At 41.8% G+C, this 14,737-nt stretch carries 15 protein-coding genes; 4 read left to right on the forward strand and 11 right to left on the reverse strand.

Annotation, left to right across the window (positions count from 1 at the left end):
* Window positions 1–37 precede the first annotated feature (37 nt).
* The 4 genes from AAFH98_RS10845 (at window position 38) to AAFH98_RS10860 (ending at window position 4,565) form a co-directional block, all read left to right on the forward strand.
* On the forward strand, window positions 38–826 hold the full coding sequence (locus tag AAFH98_RS10845; protein WP_342522731.1) for a 3-keto-disaccharide hydrolase: 789 nt from the start codon (window positions 38–40) through the stop codon (window positions 824–826).
* Between the two features lie 112 nt (window positions 827–938).
* Window positions 939–2,651, forward strand: coding sequence for a GMC family oxidoreductase (locus AAFH98_RS10850; RefSeq protein ID WP_342522732.1), 1,713 nt, complete (start codon window positions 939–941; stop codon window positions 2,649–2,651).
* Between the two features lie 15 nt (window positions 2,652–2,666).
* Window positions 2,667–3,272, forward strand: a complete 606-nt coding sequence (locus AAFH98_RS10855; RefSeq protein ID WP_342522733.1) for a gluconate 2-dehydrogenase subunit 3 family protein — start codon at window positions 2,667–2,669, stop codon at window positions 3,270–3,272.
* 117 nt (window positions 3,273–3,389) lie between these two features.
* Window positions 3,390–4,565: a Gfo/Idh/MocA family protein gene (locus AAFH98_RS10860; RefSeq protein ID WP_342522734.1), complete on the forward strand. Its 1,176-nt coding sequence runs from the start codon at window positions 3,390–3,392 to the stop codon at window positions 4,563–4,565.
* Window positions 4,566–4,681: 116 nt separating this feature from the next.
* Here the strand turns inward: AAFH98_RS10860 and AAFH98_RS10865 are convergent, their stop codons facing one another.
* The 11 genes from AAFH98_RS10865 to thrS form a co-directional block, all read right to left on the reverse strand.
* The gene (locus AAFH98_RS10865; protein ID WP_342522735.1) at window positions 4,682–5,368 is read right to left on the reverse strand and encodes a tetratricopeptide repeat protein; all 687 of its coding nucleotides are present in this window, start codon (window positions 5,366–5,368) and stop codon (window positions 4,682–4,684) included.
* 67 nt (window positions 5,369–5,435) lie between these two features.
* Window positions 5,436–6,119: an ABC transporter ATP-binding protein gene (locus AAFH98_RS10870; protein ID WP_342522736.1), complete on the reverse strand. Its 684-nt coding sequence runs from the start codon at window positions 6,117–6,119 to the stop codon at window positions 5,436–5,438.
* A gap of 6 nt (window positions 6,120–6,125) precedes the next feature.
* Window positions 6,126–6,947 carry a TIGR00282 family metallophosphoesterase gene (locus tag AAFH98_RS10875; protein WP_342522737.1) on the reverse strand — a complete coding sequence of 274 codons (822 nt, stop codon included), beginning with the start codon at window positions 6,945–6,947 and terminating at the stop codon, window positions 6,126–6,128.
* A gap of 87 nt (window positions 6,948–7,034) precedes the next feature.
* Window positions 7,035–7,328: a cell division protein ZapA gene (locus AAFH98_RS10880; protein ID WP_342522738.1), complete on the reverse strand. Its 294-nt coding sequence runs from the start codon at window positions 7,326–7,328 to the stop codon at window positions 7,035–7,037.
* Window positions 7,325–7,582, reverse strand: coding sequence for a hypothetical protein (locus AAFH98_RS10885; protein WP_342522739.1), 258 nt, complete (start codon window positions 7,580–7,582; stop codon window positions 7,325–7,327). Before AAFH98_RS10885 ends, AAFH98_RS10880 begins: the two co-directional genes overlap by 4 nt.
* Before the next feature lie 9 nt (window positions 7,583–7,591).
* Window positions 7,592–10,000, reverse strand: coding sequence for a phenylalanine--tRNA ligase subunit beta (gene pheT, locus AAFH98_RS10890; RefSeq protein ID WP_342522740.1), 2,409 nt, complete (start codon window positions 9,998–10,000; stop codon window positions 7,592–7,594).
* A gap of 106 nt (window positions 10,001–10,106) precedes the next feature.
* On the reverse strand, window positions 10,107–11,117 hold the full coding sequence (gene pheS, locus AAFH98_RS10895) for a phenylalanine--tRNA ligase subunit alpha (protein ID WP_342522741.1): 1,011 nt from the start codon (window positions 11,115–11,117) through the stop codon (window positions 10,107–10,109).
* A gap of 184 nt (window positions 11,118–11,301) precedes the next feature.
* Window positions 11,302–11,649, reverse strand: a complete 348-nt coding sequence (gene rplT, locus AAFH98_RS10900) for a 50S ribosomal protein L20 (RefSeq protein WP_342522742.1) — start codon at window positions 11,647–11,649, stop codon at window positions 11,302–11,304.
* Between the two features lie 34 nt (window positions 11,650–11,683).
* The gene (rpmI, locus tag AAFH98_RS10905; protein ID WP_342522743.1) at window positions 11,684–11,881 is read right to left on the reverse strand and encodes a 50S ribosomal protein L35; all 198 of its coding nucleotides are present in this window, start codon (window positions 11,879–11,881) and stop codon (window positions 11,684–11,686) included.
* A 181-nt stretch (window positions 11,882–12,062) separates the two neighbouring features.
* Entirely contained in the window at window positions 12,063–12,623 is a 561-nt protein-coding gene (infC, locus tag AAFH98_RS10910; RefSeq protein ID WP_342523463.1) for a translation initiation factor IF-3, read from the reverse strand.
* Window positions 12,624–12,658: 35 nt separating this feature from the next.
* Complete coding sequence (thrS, locus tag AAFH98_RS10915; protein WP_342522744.1) at window positions 12,659–14,605, reverse strand: threonine--tRNA ligase; 1,947 nt, start codon at window positions 14,603–14,605, stop codon at window positions 12,659–12,661.
* Window positions 14,606–14,737: the final 132 nt, after the last annotated feature.

The following is a 14,737-nucleotide window of genomic DNA, read 5'->3' on the forward strand; positions in this document are numbered from 1 at the left end:
AAGTTAATTCGTAATCAATCATTAAAAATTAAATATTATGAAACTGAGTAATACCCTATTAATTATTTTGCTGGGAGCAAGTTTGTTGATAGCAGGCTGCCAGTCTTCAGAGGAAGATGAATCCCAATCTCAAACCAAGGATGAAGTTGCTGTGAATACGTTAACCGAAGCTGAAAAAGAGGAAGGCTGGCAATTACTATTCGATGGAGAAGAGCCCAGTAAAAACTGGCGCGGTTACTGCAGTGAGACTTTTCCTGACAGTGGTTGGGTAGTAGAAGATAACGCGCTCAAAGTTATGGGCTCGGGACAAGGTGAAGCCGGTGGAAGTGGTGGTGACATTATCACTAAAGAAAAGTATGGCAACTTTGAACTCGAGCTGGAATGGAAGGTAGAAGAAGGGGGTAACAGCGGCATTTTTTATCTGGCCGAAGAGCTATGTGATGAAGGTGAACCAATCTGGAAAGCAGCTCCTGAATTTCAGATTCTGGATAATGAAAATCATCCCGATGCAGAGCTTGGTGAGGATGGAAATCGTCAGGCCGCGGCTCTCTACGATATGGTTCCTGCAGATCCACAAAATGCTAATCCGTATGGTGAGTGGAATAAAGCACGCATTTTAGTATACCAGGGGACCGTAGTTCACTTCCAGAACGGGGAAAAAGTACTTGAGTATCATCTTTGGACTGATGATTGGGAAGAAATGGTGGCTAACAGTAAATTCAATGACTTTCCCGGTTTTGCTGATGTAGCCAAAGAAGGATACATCGGCCTACAGGATCACGGAAATGATGTGTGGTTCCGAAATATCAAAATTAGAAAAAGATAGGTCTGAAGCAGCTTATAGTATGGTCTTCTTCCAGCGGGGAGGAGACCATCTTTGGGCCACCACAATTCAGTAGAAGGTTTTGCCAATTAAAAGTTTAAATAGTTAACGTTTTATGCAGATTATAGAAAGCGCAGAAGAATACGATGTATGTATCGTTGGATCGGGAGCTGGTGGCGGGATGGCAGCTCATGAATTAACAAAAGCCGGAGCAAATGTGTTAATGTTGGAGGCAGGCGGCTGGTTCGATTCAGAAGATTTTGCCATGTTTAACTGGCCCTATGAATCCCCGCGGCGTGGCGGTCCTACCCGCCGGCAGCCGTTCGGGGAATTTGATGCCTGCTTTGGCGGATGGGATATAGAAGGGGAGCCTTATACTACTACTGAAGGCACTGAGTTTGATTGGTTTCGGGGACGGATGCTTGGTGGCAGAACTAATCACTGGGGACGTATATCTCTGCGTTTTGGTCCGGATGATTTTCGGGCTCGAAGTAAAGATGGAATGGGGGATGACTGGCCGATAAGCTATCAAGACGTTAAACCATATTATGATCGTTTGGATCGACTGATTGGTATTTTTGGCACGAATGAAGGAATTCCCAATGCACCGGGAGGCATCTATATGGATCCGCCGGAACCTCGATGTTATGAGCATTTAATTAAAGATGCCTGTGACGATATGGATATTCCCTGCATCCCATCCCGTCTATCTATTCTCACGGAACCACACAACGGCCGTGCTGCTTGTCACTATTGTGGTCAGTGTAATCGAAGCTGCTCTACGCATTCCAATTTTTCCAGTCCATCAGTACTACTACCTCCCGCGCTGGAAACGGGTAACCTTGAGATTATCAATAATGCCATGGTTCGGGAAGTTACATACGAAGATGGTAAAGCTACGGGAGTTTCGTATGTGAATAAAGAGAATGGAAAAGAGTATAAGGTGAAGTCCAAGGTAGTGGTATTGGCGGCAAGTGCCTGTGAATCTGCGCGATTGTTATTGAATTCCAAATCGTCAGATTTTCCTAACGGATTGGCGAATAGCAGTGGCGTAGTGGGTAAGTATTTAATGGATTCTACCGGTACGTCTGTTATGGGACTTATTCCTGATTTAATGAATATGCCAGCACATAATGAAGACGGCACTGGCGGCATGCATCTATATATTCCATGGTGGAAGGATAACAGCAATCTTGATTTTGCCCGTGGATATCATGTAGAATTATGGGGTGGACGAGGTATGCCCAGCTATGGGTTTATGGGTGGTATTCAAAACTATAATGATCTTTTTCAGGATGGTCCTAAAAGATCTGGTGGTTATGGTAAAGAATTAAAAGACGATTATCGATGCTATTATGGATCGATGGTTGGATTCTCAGGCCGAGGTGAAAGTATTGCCTATGAAGACAATTACTGCGAAATAGATCCTGATATGGTGGATGAATGGGGAATACCGGTCCTTCGATTTAATTACAACTGGAGTGACCAAGAGTACAAACAGGTTAAACACATGCAGGAAACCTTCCGCAATATTATTGATGAAATGGGAGGTGAGGCAATGGGAGATATGCCTTCTAAAGAAGATGGATATGGTATTACTAACCCTGGCCAAATTATTCATGAAGTAGGGACCACTCGTATGGGGGATGATCCCAAGAAGTCGGTATTAAACGAGTATTGTCAGGCTCATGATGTAGACAACTTGTTTGTAACTGATGGAGGATCGTTTGTTTCGCAGCCGCATAAAAATCCAACGTGGACTATTATGGCTCTTTCAATGCGGGCTTCTGAATATATTGTGGATCAGATGGAAAAAAGAAATCTCTAAATTAATTCAAAAACGATGGACAGACGAGAACTTTTAAAAACATTATCGCTTGGTACGTTGGGGGCAACGTTTGCATTAACAGGTTGTACTACAGCTCCCAAAGAGAAAGCAGAGGAGCATCCTTTTTGGAAACATGTTACTGAAGAAGACCTGGAACACTGGGAGACCCAATTCTTTACCGACCATGAATTTGAAACGGTGCGTCAGTTAGCCAATTTAGTTATCCCGGCTGATGAACGATCTGGCAATGCGGAAGAGGCGGGGGTACCAGAGTTTATTGATTTTATGATGTTAGACCAGCCTGAGAATCAAACGCCCATACGCGGAGGACTCAAATGGTTAGATTTGCAGTGCCAAAAACAGTTTAACAATAGGTTTATCGAATGTTCAAAAAACGAACAAAAAGAGATGCTGGATCAAATTGCTTATCCCGATGAAGCAGAACCGGAAATGAAACCTGGCGTTAACTTCTTTAATCAATTTAGGGATTTGGTTGCCTCAGGATTTTGGTCCAGTAAGATTGGGATTGAAGATATTGGTTATATGGGTAATCAGGCATTTGGTTGGCAGGGCTGTTCGGAGGAAGCATTGGATAAATTGGGTTTGGAGGATAAAATTTGATCATTGCTGGATATGATTAACCTTCCCTTTTTGTTTACAGTCCCTTGCATGTTGTGATACTGCGACTAAAATTACTTATTAAATCAAATATTTGAGTACAAATTTAATTACTGTTTTATGGATTTAAATCGAAAAATCCGTTACGGAATGGTCGGTGGCGGGCCCGGAGCTTTTATTGGAGAAATCCACCGTATGGCCGCTGCGTTAGATGGCAAAATTGAACTGGTTGGTGGAGCGTTTTCTTCCGATCCCCAGAAATCGAGAAAAATAGGTCAAGATCTTAATTTAGCCGAAAATAGGGTATATGGATCTTATAAGAAGATGGCCCAAAAAGAAGCACAGTTGCCTCCCGAAGAGCGCATTGATTTTGTGTCGGTAGTGACCCCAAACCACCTGCATTTCGATGTCTGTAAGACGTTTATAGAAGCGGGTATTCATGTAGTGTGCGACAAGCCTCTGACCAATAAAATAGAGGATGCGGAAGAATTGTGTCGCCTTGTTAAAAATAATGATGTGATTTTCGCATTAACGCATACGTATACCGGCTATCCAATGATAAAAGAAGCCAGGAAACTGGTCCGAAATGGAAAATTAGGCATCCTTCGGAAGGTTGTGGTTGAATATCCGCAGGGATGGTTATCTCAACCTATAGAAAAGGAAGGGAACAAACAGGCTGCATGGCGAACCGATCCACAGAAAGCAGGCGTTTCTTCTGCTGTGGCTGATATTGGTACCCATGCCGAAAATCTTGTTGAATATATTACCGGTCTCAGACTTAAAAAGTTGTATGCTGATGTTACTTCTTTTGTAGAAGGGCGTTCGCTTGAGGATGATGCCAACATGTTGGTGCATTACGAAAGTGATGTTCGAGGAGTGATGTATTGTTCACAAATTTCAGTAGGGGAAGAAAATGATTTAAACATTCGTATTTACGGGGATGAAGCGTCGCTGGAATGGCACCAGGAAAATCCAAACTATTTGAATATTAAGTATCCCGATAAACCGGAAGAAATTTATAAACGAGGAAACACCTATCTCTCTAATGAGGCAAAGGTTGTAAATCGTATTCCACCGGGGCATCCGGAAGGCTTCATTGAAGCTTTTGCAAATATTTATTCAAATGTTGCTGATGCTATTACTGCTCGGATTAAAGGAGAAGAACCCGATCCAAAAGCATTAGACTTTCCCACGGTTTATGATGGTGCTATCGGCGTTCATTTCACTCATAAAGTGATAGAAAGTGGTAAGAAGCAGGCATGGGTTGATATGGATTATAATCCGCCGGGAAGGTAAAATATAGCGTTATTATATAATGTAGCCACTCGACTGCCTACGGTTAATGCGAAGAAACTCAAAATAAAAAAGGCGACCATATTGTATACGGTCGCCTTTAATTCTTTGGCTGCGAATTATTCTGCAACAGCCAGCATACCCAATAGCTGTTCAGCTTGTGTTACCTGATCACTATCATCGTATTCATCAACAATTTTTTGAGCATACTCTTGTGCTCTTTCTTTGTCCGAAGCATCGTGATAGGCATTAGCTGCTTCTAAATAATTATATGGTGTGGTAGACTCATTAACATCCCATTCGGCTGCTTTAACATAGAGTTCCGCAGCTTGGGCATGGTTACCTAATTCGGTATGTATAGCCGCATGAAAGGAGAGGGGACCAACGCCCATAATTCCTTCAGGAACCTCATAATTTTGAATATACTGTAAGGCCTCTTGAGAATTTCCAAGCTTAAAAGCACTTACCGAAGCGTAATATTGGGCAAGATTAGCAGCTTCTGTCATGCTATAATTATTTATAATTTGCTCAAATCCAACAGTAAAATCAGCATCTGAGCCATTCAGAGCTTCCTCATAATTACCTTGCAGGTACGCTTGGGTAGCTTGACCCATTAATTGCTGAGCTTCAGATTCTTGAGCCTCAGAATAGTAATAGTATCCTACCGAACCACCGATTAAGATGACAAGGGCAATGGCTGCACCTATAACGCTGTTTTTGTTTTGATCGTAAAAGCTTTGCGCTTTAGAAAATGTTTCTAATAGAACGTCTTGTTCTAATTCTTCTTTTACTTGTTTCTTACTCATGGTTTAAGCTTGTTATCGTTAAATTCAGACGTAGCTGAAAATATAATTGTTTTAAATGATAGTAAAATTAAAGAGCTTCTAATTTTCCTTTAGACAGCTGGTATACATTATCGGATCGCTGGGCAATGCCCTTTTCGTGAGTGATCAATAGTATACTCACATTTTCTATATCTCTAAGGTTATACAGGTAGTCAAGGATAATGTCAGTATTTTCTTCATCCAAATTACCTGTGGGTTCATCGGCCAAAATTAGATCGGGACTGTTCATTAGGGCACGTGCCATGGCTACACGTTGCTGTTCGCCGCCAGAAAGTTGTGTAGGGCGGTGTTCTGCCCGGTCAGGGATCCCAAACTCGTTCAACAGATACTTAGCTCTTTCACCAGCCTTTTCAGAAGAATCTCCGTTAATCAAAGCCGGCATCATAATATTTTCAAGAGCTGTAAATTCTGGCAAAAGGTGATGAAATTGGAAAACAAAACCTAAATTGGTGTTTCGAAAATGTGCCAATGATTGACGATCCATATCATAAATGGAGTTGTCTCTCCAAAGCACCGTTCCAGAATTGGGATGATCTAATCCTCCAAGGATATGCAAAAGTGTACTTTTTCCACTACCGCTAACGCCAACGACCGTAGACACCGAGCCTTCTTCAATACTGATGGAGGTATTATCCAATACGGTAAGTGTACCATCGCCAGACTCCGTTTTATATTGTTTGGTAATATGTTGGCCTTCCAGAATTACGGACATATCTTATTACCCCTCAATATTACTCGAATTAAATTCCGGATAAATGATGGGTTCTATATGCTCACATTTAGATGTTTCTGGATCTACTTTAGCAAGAATAGCACAAAGGTGATTATTCCCATTTGCTAATTTATAACGATGAGGGGTACCTAATTTAAAACGATTCATTGATACATTTTTATCCATACCCAGCACAGAATCAAACGAGCCAGTCATCCCCACATCGCTGATATACCCGGTACCATGTGGGAAAATCCGTGCATCATTTGTTGGGATATGTGTGTGAGTTCCAACCATTACAGAAATATCACCGTCTAAATCCCATGCCAATGCAAGCTTTTCGGCTGTTGCCTCGGCATGAAAATCAAGAAAAATAAAATCTGTTTCTTCTTTAATACGATCAATAACCCAGTCGGCAGTATTAAAGGGACAATCAATATCCTGCATAAAAGTACGTCCCTGTAAATTAATAACACCGATTTTAAAATCGGTATTGGGAATGTCGTAGGTCCCAAACCCATAACCAGGATTTCCACGGGGATAATTCATAGGACGCAAAATATTGCCGTCCTCTTTCATGTAGTCAAAAACTTTCCACTTTGCAAAGGAGTGATTTCCCCCCGTAATAACATGTACGCCAAGATCATAAAGACGTTTTATGATGGATCGGTTAATCCCTTTTCCTTTATGTGAATTTTCGCCGTTAGCAATAACAAAATCAGCCTCATGTTTATCAATGAGACTTGGTAAAATGGTTTCAAGAAGGCTAAGGCCGGGCTCACCGACAATATCACCTACAAAAAGTATATTGACTAAATTCTTAGACATGTTCGAATGTTGAATCCCAAAATAGCTTTGAAAATGAAGCTGTTAAAGTAAGGAAAATAACGCCCTTATCAGAATTGGATTAAGCACCTATTCTCGGATTTCTTCGAGAAAACTCTCAAGAGATTTATTAACGTTTTGGAGAACTTTATCTTCCTGTTGATTGAGTTCCCGATTGCGTTTACGCTCTTCAAAAAGTTCTTCAGCGATACTGAGGGCAGCAAGGGTCATAATAGTGGTATCCGGCTGTTTGTTAAGCTCCTTTTTATATTGACGAAATTTATCATCAACATATCCGGCAATCCGCTTCATGGCTTCCTCTTCGGAATCCTCAACTTTAAGCGGAAACTCTTTGCCAAGTATTGTGACTTTGATTGATTTCATTCGTTATCCTCCAAATGATTATCAATTTTAGATATGAGCCCCAATACCTGGTGCCGCAGCGAAAGACGCTCCGATTCCGAAATGGCCGAATAAATGTCGGTTTGCCCATCTTGGATTTCTTTGAGCTTGGAACGCAAATCACTGTTTTCTTTTTTAAGCTCCTTGATTTCATCATTCAGAGATTGAATCTCTTCACGAATCTCGTCGAGCAGCTCATGAAATTGCTCTTGGTATGGACTTTCGTTTGATAACACGATCCGGAATTATTGTCGAAGTTTAGCTGAATATGTTTTTTCCAGCTCCTTTAGAACTTTATTAATAATAGGTTCTACATCCTTGATAGTCAAAGTCTTTTCTTTATCAAGGAAAGAAAGTCTAAAGGCAATACTCTTTTTATTTTCTCCCAACGATTCGCCCTCAAAAACGTCGAATACATCAAGCTCTTGAAGAGACGATCCGGCTGTTTCCCGGATCGTTTTGAGCAGGTCACCTGCTTTAATATGACTGTCTACAACGACGCCAAAGTCAAAGTCGAAAGCTGGAAATTTTGAAACCGGTTCGTACTTGCCGGTTCCAACCTGGGTGCGAACGTTGTGAATATTTGTAAGTGAGAGTTCGGCTGCAAAAGCAGGAAGCTCGATATCATAGTGATCTCGTAATGCTTTGGGGATCTCAAAAATTCGTCCCACTTTTTTATCCTCAAAAGTATAGATGAGTTCGTTCTCATCATTCGATTGTTGCGTAAGAGCATCCAGCACATCCAGCTGATCGAGAAAACTTTCGACGGAAGCTTTAAGATCAAAAACGTCAAAATGTTTGGGATCCGTTTTCCAGTGTTCAATAGTTCTAAATCCGGCTAATCCAAAAAGAATATTGGTTTGTTCCTTTATATTTGGATGGTAGGTGCCTTCATCAGCCTTTTCAAAAACATTACCAATTTCAAAAAATCGAACTTGCGTGGCTTTGCGGTTAAAGTTATAGGCCACCGATGACAAGAAACCGTATAGCAGGGAAGGGCGGAGCGTGGTCATATCTGTAGATATGGGATTGAGCGTATGAATCATGTCATCGAGATCCCCCAACAACGCTGCATCATCTTCCGGCATCAGCGAGTTCGAATAAATTTCACGGAATCGCATCCCCTTAGCTGTTTCTTTTGCCTTGTTTTTTAGTTGTTCCCATTCTGTTAGCGGTTCCGGTGATGTAAATTTGCCGTGTTTAGGCGTGGGGATGTTGTTGTAATCAAAAAGCCGACCCACTTCTTCAATGAGATCTACCTCACGTTCCAAATCGGGACGGAAGGTTGGAATAGCATAAGAAAGGGTTTCTTCATCCTTATCCAGTAATGTGAACTCTAATCCCGATAGAATGTCTTCAATTTTATCGATAGAAAAGTCGGTACCTAACAAACGGTTGACGTACGATTTCCGAAGCGTTAGTTCCTTTTGTTCCGTTTGGGTAGGATGTACATCAGTGCAGGCATCTACAATAGTTCCATCGGCAATATCAGCAATAAGTTTAGCTGTTCGCTCAGCTGCAATGCGCTGGAGCTGGGGATCTACGCCACGCTCAAATCGATATGAGGCATCCGATTGCAATACTTGTTCTTTGGCTGTTTTTCGGATGGTAGCGGGATCAAAATAGGCGCTCTCAATGAGAACATTTGTTGTATTTTTACTGACTTCTGAGTCTACACCGCCCATGATACCCGCCATAGCTACAGGTTCTTCCCCGTCACAGATAAAAAGTGTTCCAGCTGAGCAGGTTCGTTGTATATGGTCAAGAGTTTCAAATTCGATTTCCTCATCGAAATCTTTGACCACAATTTTATCACCTTTAATTGTGTTGGCATCAAAACCATGAAGTGGTTGCCCCAATTCGAACATGACATAATTTGTGATATCAACGACATTATTTACGGGGCGTACGTCAATGGCTTTTAATCGATTTTTAAGCCAGTTAGGAGATTCTTCAACTGTAACACCTTTTACCATTTTACCGACATAGCGGTGGCACTTTTTAGGTGCTTCAATCGTAATATCGATATCATCCAGTGTCTTTGTCTTATCAAATTCGGTATCAAAAGGTTTGTTTAGTTTAAGATCAAGCGCAGCGGCCAAGTCGCGAGCTACCCCAAGGTGACAGGTAGCATCAGGACGATTAGGGGTAATTTCGATCTCAATAATATAATCTTGATATAAGTCAATAGCTTCATGGAGCGGTGTGCCAGGTGTAAGTGTGTTATCTAAAACCATAATACCGCTGTGATCGTCGCCCAGTCCAAGCTCATCTTCAGCGCAGATCATGCCGTTTGATTTTTCTCCACGCAGTTTTGCCTTACGAATGATGAAGGGTTCTCCATTGTCAGTTTCTATAGGAAGGGTAGTGCCAACAGTTGCCACGGGCACTTTCTGTCCGGCAGCCACATTATCGGCCCCGCAAATGATCTGGTTCTGTTCCGACCCAATATCAACCTGACAGATACGCAGGCGGTCTGCATTGGGGTGGTCGTTAACATCGAGCACCTCTCCAACGACAACGCCCTCGAGCTTACTTCCAAACTGCGTTACTTCTTCTACCTCTAAGCCAATAAGCGTCAGCTTCTCGGCCGTTTCTTCCGGTGAGAGATCGAGATCAATAAATTCATTGAGCCAGTTGTAAGAAATCTTCATGTAGCTACAAATAATTTTTAGTAGAACGCGGATGATGCAGATAAGGCGGCTATCTACAGATGTAACAATGCATACCTTGCTTTGATCCGCGTTATCCGTGTTCTATTTAATGAAATTGTTCCAAAAATCGAACGTCATTGTTATAAAATATACGTATGTCATCAATTTGATGACGAAGCATGGCAATACGTTCAACACCCATACCCCAGGCAAAGCCGGTATATTCTTCAGGATCTATATTTACTGCTTTTAGCACGTTGGGATCAACCATGCCCGAACCTAAAATTTCGAGCCATTTTCCATCATCATTTGGATTATTGGTTTCCCACCAAACATCCATCTCTAAACTGGGTTCAGTAAAAGGGAAATATCCGGGACGTAGTCGGTATTTTACATCAGAGCCAAACATGAGCTTGGCAAAACTAATGAGTGTTTCTTTGAGTTCGGCAATGCTTACGTCAGTATCGATATAAAGAGCTTCAACCTGATGAAAGAGGAAGTAAGATTTTGGAGAAACTGCCTCATTGCGATAAACACGTCCAGGCATAATAGAACGAATGGGCGGTTCCTGCTCCTGCATCAACCGAATTTGAACAGGAGAGGTGTGTGTACGCATCACCAAATCTTGATCGTTCTCATTTTTTTCGACAAAAAAGGTATCCTGCTCATCGCGGGCTGGATGATTGGGTGGAAAATTTAATGCCGTAAAATTATGGAAGTCGTCTTCAATCTCCGGGCCGTCAGCGATGGAAAATCCCAAACGGTAAAAAATATTTTTCATCTCCTCCATGGTCTGTGTAAGAGGATGGTATGAGCCCAGCGAATAGGGCGCTGCGGGAAGGGTAATATCATCGGTCGCATCAAGATCAGCCGCTTCTTCGCGTTCTAAACGAGCCTTAGCCTCATCAAACGTTTGCTGAGCCAGGTTTTTAACCTCGTTCATTGCCCGCCCGACTTCCGCCTTTTTTTCATTAGGTATTTCACTCATCCGCGAAAACATATCCTGCACTTTGCCATTTCGCGACAGAAATTCCAGACGGAAAGATTCTAACTCGTCTTTGTTGGCAATGCTATAATTTGTTACTTCTTCTTTTAAAGATGCAATATCGTCGAGCATGATAATATTTCGAAAATGATTTCAGCTAAATTTGAAATAGGCAACACGCTTTATAATTACGGTTGGCGTATTGGGATAGAAATAGTTGAATCTATCTAATTCGAGCAAGCCCATCAATGGGAAATAAAAAAACCGATCCTCCCGAAGATACGAGGGGACCGGCTTTTAAAATCATTACACGCTATTAGCTTTGTGCTTCTTCAACAATAGCGGTGAATGTCTCCGGATCATTGACGGCAAGATCAGCCAAGACCTTGCGATTGATCTGAATATCTTTCTGTCCTAAGGCTCCCATCAGTCGCGAGTAGGTAGTACCGTTTTGACGGGCAGCAGCATTAATGCGTGTGATCCAGAGTTTCCTGAATTCACGTTTGCGAACTTTGCGGTCGCGATACTGATACAGCATCCCTTTTTCAACCGTATTTTTCGCAAACTTATAAACATTTTTACGCTTGCCCCAGTAACCTTTCGCCTGCTTTAAAATTTTGCGGCGACGGCGACGGGAAGCCACCTTATTTCTTGATCGTGGCATTTTGTCTAATGTTTAAGAGTTAGTATTGATTTTATTAGCTATATGGAAGCATCTGTTCGACATTGTCTTTCTGAGTGTCATTAACCTCAGTTACCTTGCCGAGTTTGCGCTTCTTTCTACTTGTTTTCTTTGTGAGGATATGAGCCTTTCCAGCTTTTTTGCGCATATACTTACCGGAAGCGGTTTTCTTAAAACGCTTTTTTGCCCCACTATGTGTTTTCATTTTTGGCATAACGAAATACCCTTTTAAGAATTTCTTGGAATTATGGCTTCGAAGATAAGCAATTACCAATACAGATTAAACAATTAAATCAATGAAAAATCTATATTCGTGTTAAATCAAAAAGGATACTATCGCTTGAAGCGATAGTATCCTAAAGTAAGCTTATAAAATTTGAAAGTATTTTAAAACACTATGAACCGCCTTTACCGGTAGGTGCCAACATCATAATCATTCGGCGACCTTCCATATTTGGTTTGGATTCAATCTCGCTAACATCATCTAATTTTTCAGCCAAATCCTGAAGTAGTTCTTCTCCCTTTTCGGTGTAGAGCATGTCACGGCCTCGGAATTGAACCGTAGCCTTAACTTTATCTCCACCTTCGAGAAATTCACGAGCATGACGTGTTTTAAATTCCAAGTCATGGTCGTCAGTATTAGGACGGAACCGAAGCTCTTTAACCTGAACAGTATGCTGCTTCTTTTTGGCTTCTTTCTCCTGCTTCTTCTTTTTATACATAAACTTGCCAAAATCAAGCACCTTGCATACCGGGGGTTTGGCATTCGGAGCTACCTCAACAAGGTCAAGTCCGTATGATTCGGCAATTTCAAGAGCCCGATCAATAGGAACAATCTCGTGCTCTTTTTCTACATCTTCGGGATGTACTACCCGTACTTTGGATGCTCGAATTTCCTCATTGGAGTTAGGGCGATCGTCGTTGCCCCGTGGACGTCGTCGTCTTCTTTTTGCGATAAGTTACCTCTATTTGTTTTTATTAGAATTTAAGACTAATGATTTGGTACTTCTTTGTTATCAATCTCGGTAGTGAGATTAGAAAGAAATTTAGAAAAATCAAAAGTTCCAATATCACCTTCTTTATGGCGACGAACCGATACGGTACCGTCGGATTCTTCATCACCACCTACTATTAACATATATGGAATCTTGCTCGTTTCAGCATCGCGAATTTTTCCACCAATAGGTTCGCTTCGAGTATCAACTTCAACACGAACATCATGTTCTTTTAGTTTTGATGCACACTTAAAAGCGTACTCATTAAAATCATCCGATACAGGAATAACCTGCACCTGCTGTGGTGCCAACCATACCGGAAAATCACCGGCAAAATGCTCAATAAGAATGCTTGTAAATCGTTCCATAGAGCCGAAGGGAGCCCGGTGAATAATGACCGGACGATGTTTCTCATTATCAGAACCGACATATGTTAAGTCAAAGCGCTCTGGCATCACATAATCAACCTGTATAGTGCCCAGTTGCCACTTTCGGCCAATGGCATCGCGAATAATAAAGTCGATTTTGGGGCCGTAAAAACTGGCTTCGCCCCGGCCAATGGTATAGTCAAGATCCATCTCATCAGCGACCTCTTTAATTTCACGTTCAGCGCGATCCCAATATTCCGTAGCACCACCATATTTGTCATCGTTATCATCTCGGTAGGAAAGACGAATATCAACCGGCATCTCAAAAGTACCAAATACAAGCTCGGTTAGTTCAATGACGTTGATGATCTCGTCTTTGAGCTGGTCGTGTGTACAGTAGATATGAGCATCATCCTGGGTAAATCCTCGAACGCGTGAAAGCCCGTTTAGCTCTCCGGATTGTTCGTACCGATATACACTACCGAATTCTGCTAACCGCAAGGGGAGATCCCGATAGCTGCGCAGCTCGTTCGAGTAAATGCGGTGATGGTGTGGGCAGTTCATTGGCTTTAACAGATATCCTTCGTCCTCATCATTCATTTGGATAGGATTATACTGAGACTCCCGATAGTAGGGAAAGTGCCCGGAGGTACGATATAATTCTAAGTTTCCAATATGTGGTGTGATAACTTCTTTATAGCCACGCTTCTTTTGTTCTTCGCGTAGAAATGATTCCAGCGTTCTACGGAGCACCGTTCCATTGGGCAGCCATACGGGTAAGCCTTGACCAACCATCTGATCAATCATATAAATACCGAGCTCTTTGCCAAGCTTCTTGTGGTCGCGCTTTTTGGCTTCCTCAACTCGTTCAATGTATTGATTGAGCAACTTCTGTTTGGGGAAAGATATTCCATAAATACGAGTGAGCTGCTCGTTATTTTCATCACCGCGCCAGTAAGCACCGGCAAGGCTTGTAAGTTTTACAGCTTTGATACGTCCCGTATCAGGGATATGCGGTCCTTGGCAAAGGTCTGTGAAATCACCTTGCTCATAAAATGTGATATCGCCGTCCTGAAGATCTTCAATGAGTTCAACCTTATATTCATTTCCGATATCCTTATAGAACTCCAACGCATCCTCTTTAGAAATAGGCTTACGAGAAAATTCATTTTTCTCCCGGGCCAGTTCAATTATTTTTTCTTCAATCTCTTCGAGATCGTCCTGACCAATGGTTTGATCCCCGAAATCGATATCATAATAAAAGCCATTTTCTACGGGGGGGCCAATGGCAAACTTTGCGTTGGGATACAGTTCTTGAATGGCCTCTGCCAAAACGTGTGCCGAGGAGTGCCAGAAGGTGTACTTCCCGTCTTCGCTATCCCACGTATTAATAGTAATGGTACCGTCACGATTAATAGGATGATCTAAATCCATGATTTCATCGTCCAGCGTAATACTAAGCGCCTCGCGAGCTAAACCTTTTGAAATAGATTCAGCAACTTCGTATCCGGTTACACCCTTTGGAAATTTCTTTTCGCTCCCATCAGGAAATGTAATAGTTATTTGTTCAGCCATTCAATAATTAAACTGCGTTTAGAAAAAATTATTACTATAATTTGAGCTTCTAAAGATATAAAAATTAAAAAAGAGGCACAGGAAGATTTTGGGTATTTTTGAAATTCAAAAAATGGTAGTTTTATTTATTGA

It is taken from the genome of Fodinibius sp. Rm-B-1B1-1, assembly GCF_038594945.1.
GTDB classification, from domain to species: domain Bacteria; phylum Bacteroidota; class Rhodothermia; order Balneolales; family Balneolaceae; genus Fodinibius; species Fodinibius alkaliphilus.

Bases quoted from the DNA above. Each gene is read 5' to 3' on its own strand.
- pheT (WP_342522740.1), bottom strand. From the start codon at position 10,000: ATGAAGATTTCTTACAACTGGCTCAATGAATTTATTGATCTCGATCTC.
- thrS (WP_342522744.1), bottom strand. From the start codon at position 14,605: ATGGCTGAACAAATAACTATTACATTTCCTGATGGGAGCGAAAAGAAA.
- rpmI (WP_342522743.1), bottom strand. From the start codon at position 11,881: ATGCCAAAAATGAAAACACATAGTGGGGCAAAAAAGCGTTTTAAGAAA.
- AAFH98_RS10870 (WP_342522736.1), bottom strand. From the start codon at position 6,119: ATGTCCGTAATTCTGGAAGGCCAACATATTACCAAACAATATAAAACG.
- rplT (WP_342522742.1), bottom strand. From the start codon at position 11,649: ATGCCACGATCAAGAAATAAGGTGGCTTCCCGTCGCCGTCGCCGCAAA.
- AAFH98_RS10860 (WP_342522734.1), top strand. From the start codon at position 3,390: ATGGATTTAAATCGAAAAATCCGTTACGGAATGGTCGGTGGCGGGCCC.
- AAFH98_RS10845 (WP_342522731.1), top strand. From the start codon at position 38: ATGAAACTGAGTAATACCCTATTAATTATTTTGCTGGGAGCAAGTTTG.
- AAFH98_RS10865 (WP_342522735.1), bottom strand. From the start codon at position 5,368: ATGAGTAAGAAACAAGTAAAAGAAGAATTAGAACAAGACGTTCTATTA.
- AAFH98_RS10880 (WP_342522738.1), bottom strand. From the start codon at position 7,328: ATGAAATCAATCAAAGTCACAATACTTGGCAAAGAGTTTCCGCTTAAA.
- AAFH98_RS10875 (WP_342522737.1), bottom strand. From the start codon at position 6,947: ATGTCTAAGAATTTAGTCAATATACTTTTTGTAGGTGATATTGTCGGT.
- AAFH98_RS10850 (WP_342522732.1), top strand. From the start codon at position 939: ATGCAGATTATAGAAAGCGCAGAAGAATACGATGTATGTATCGTTGGA.
- pheS (WP_342522741.1), bottom strand. From the start codon at position 11,117: ATGCTCGACGATATTGCATCTTTAAAAGAAGAAGTAACAAATTATAGC.
- AAFH98_RS10855 (WP_342522733.1), top strand. From the start codon at position 2,667: ATGGACAGACGAGAACTTTTAAAAACATTATCGCTTGGTACGTTGGGG.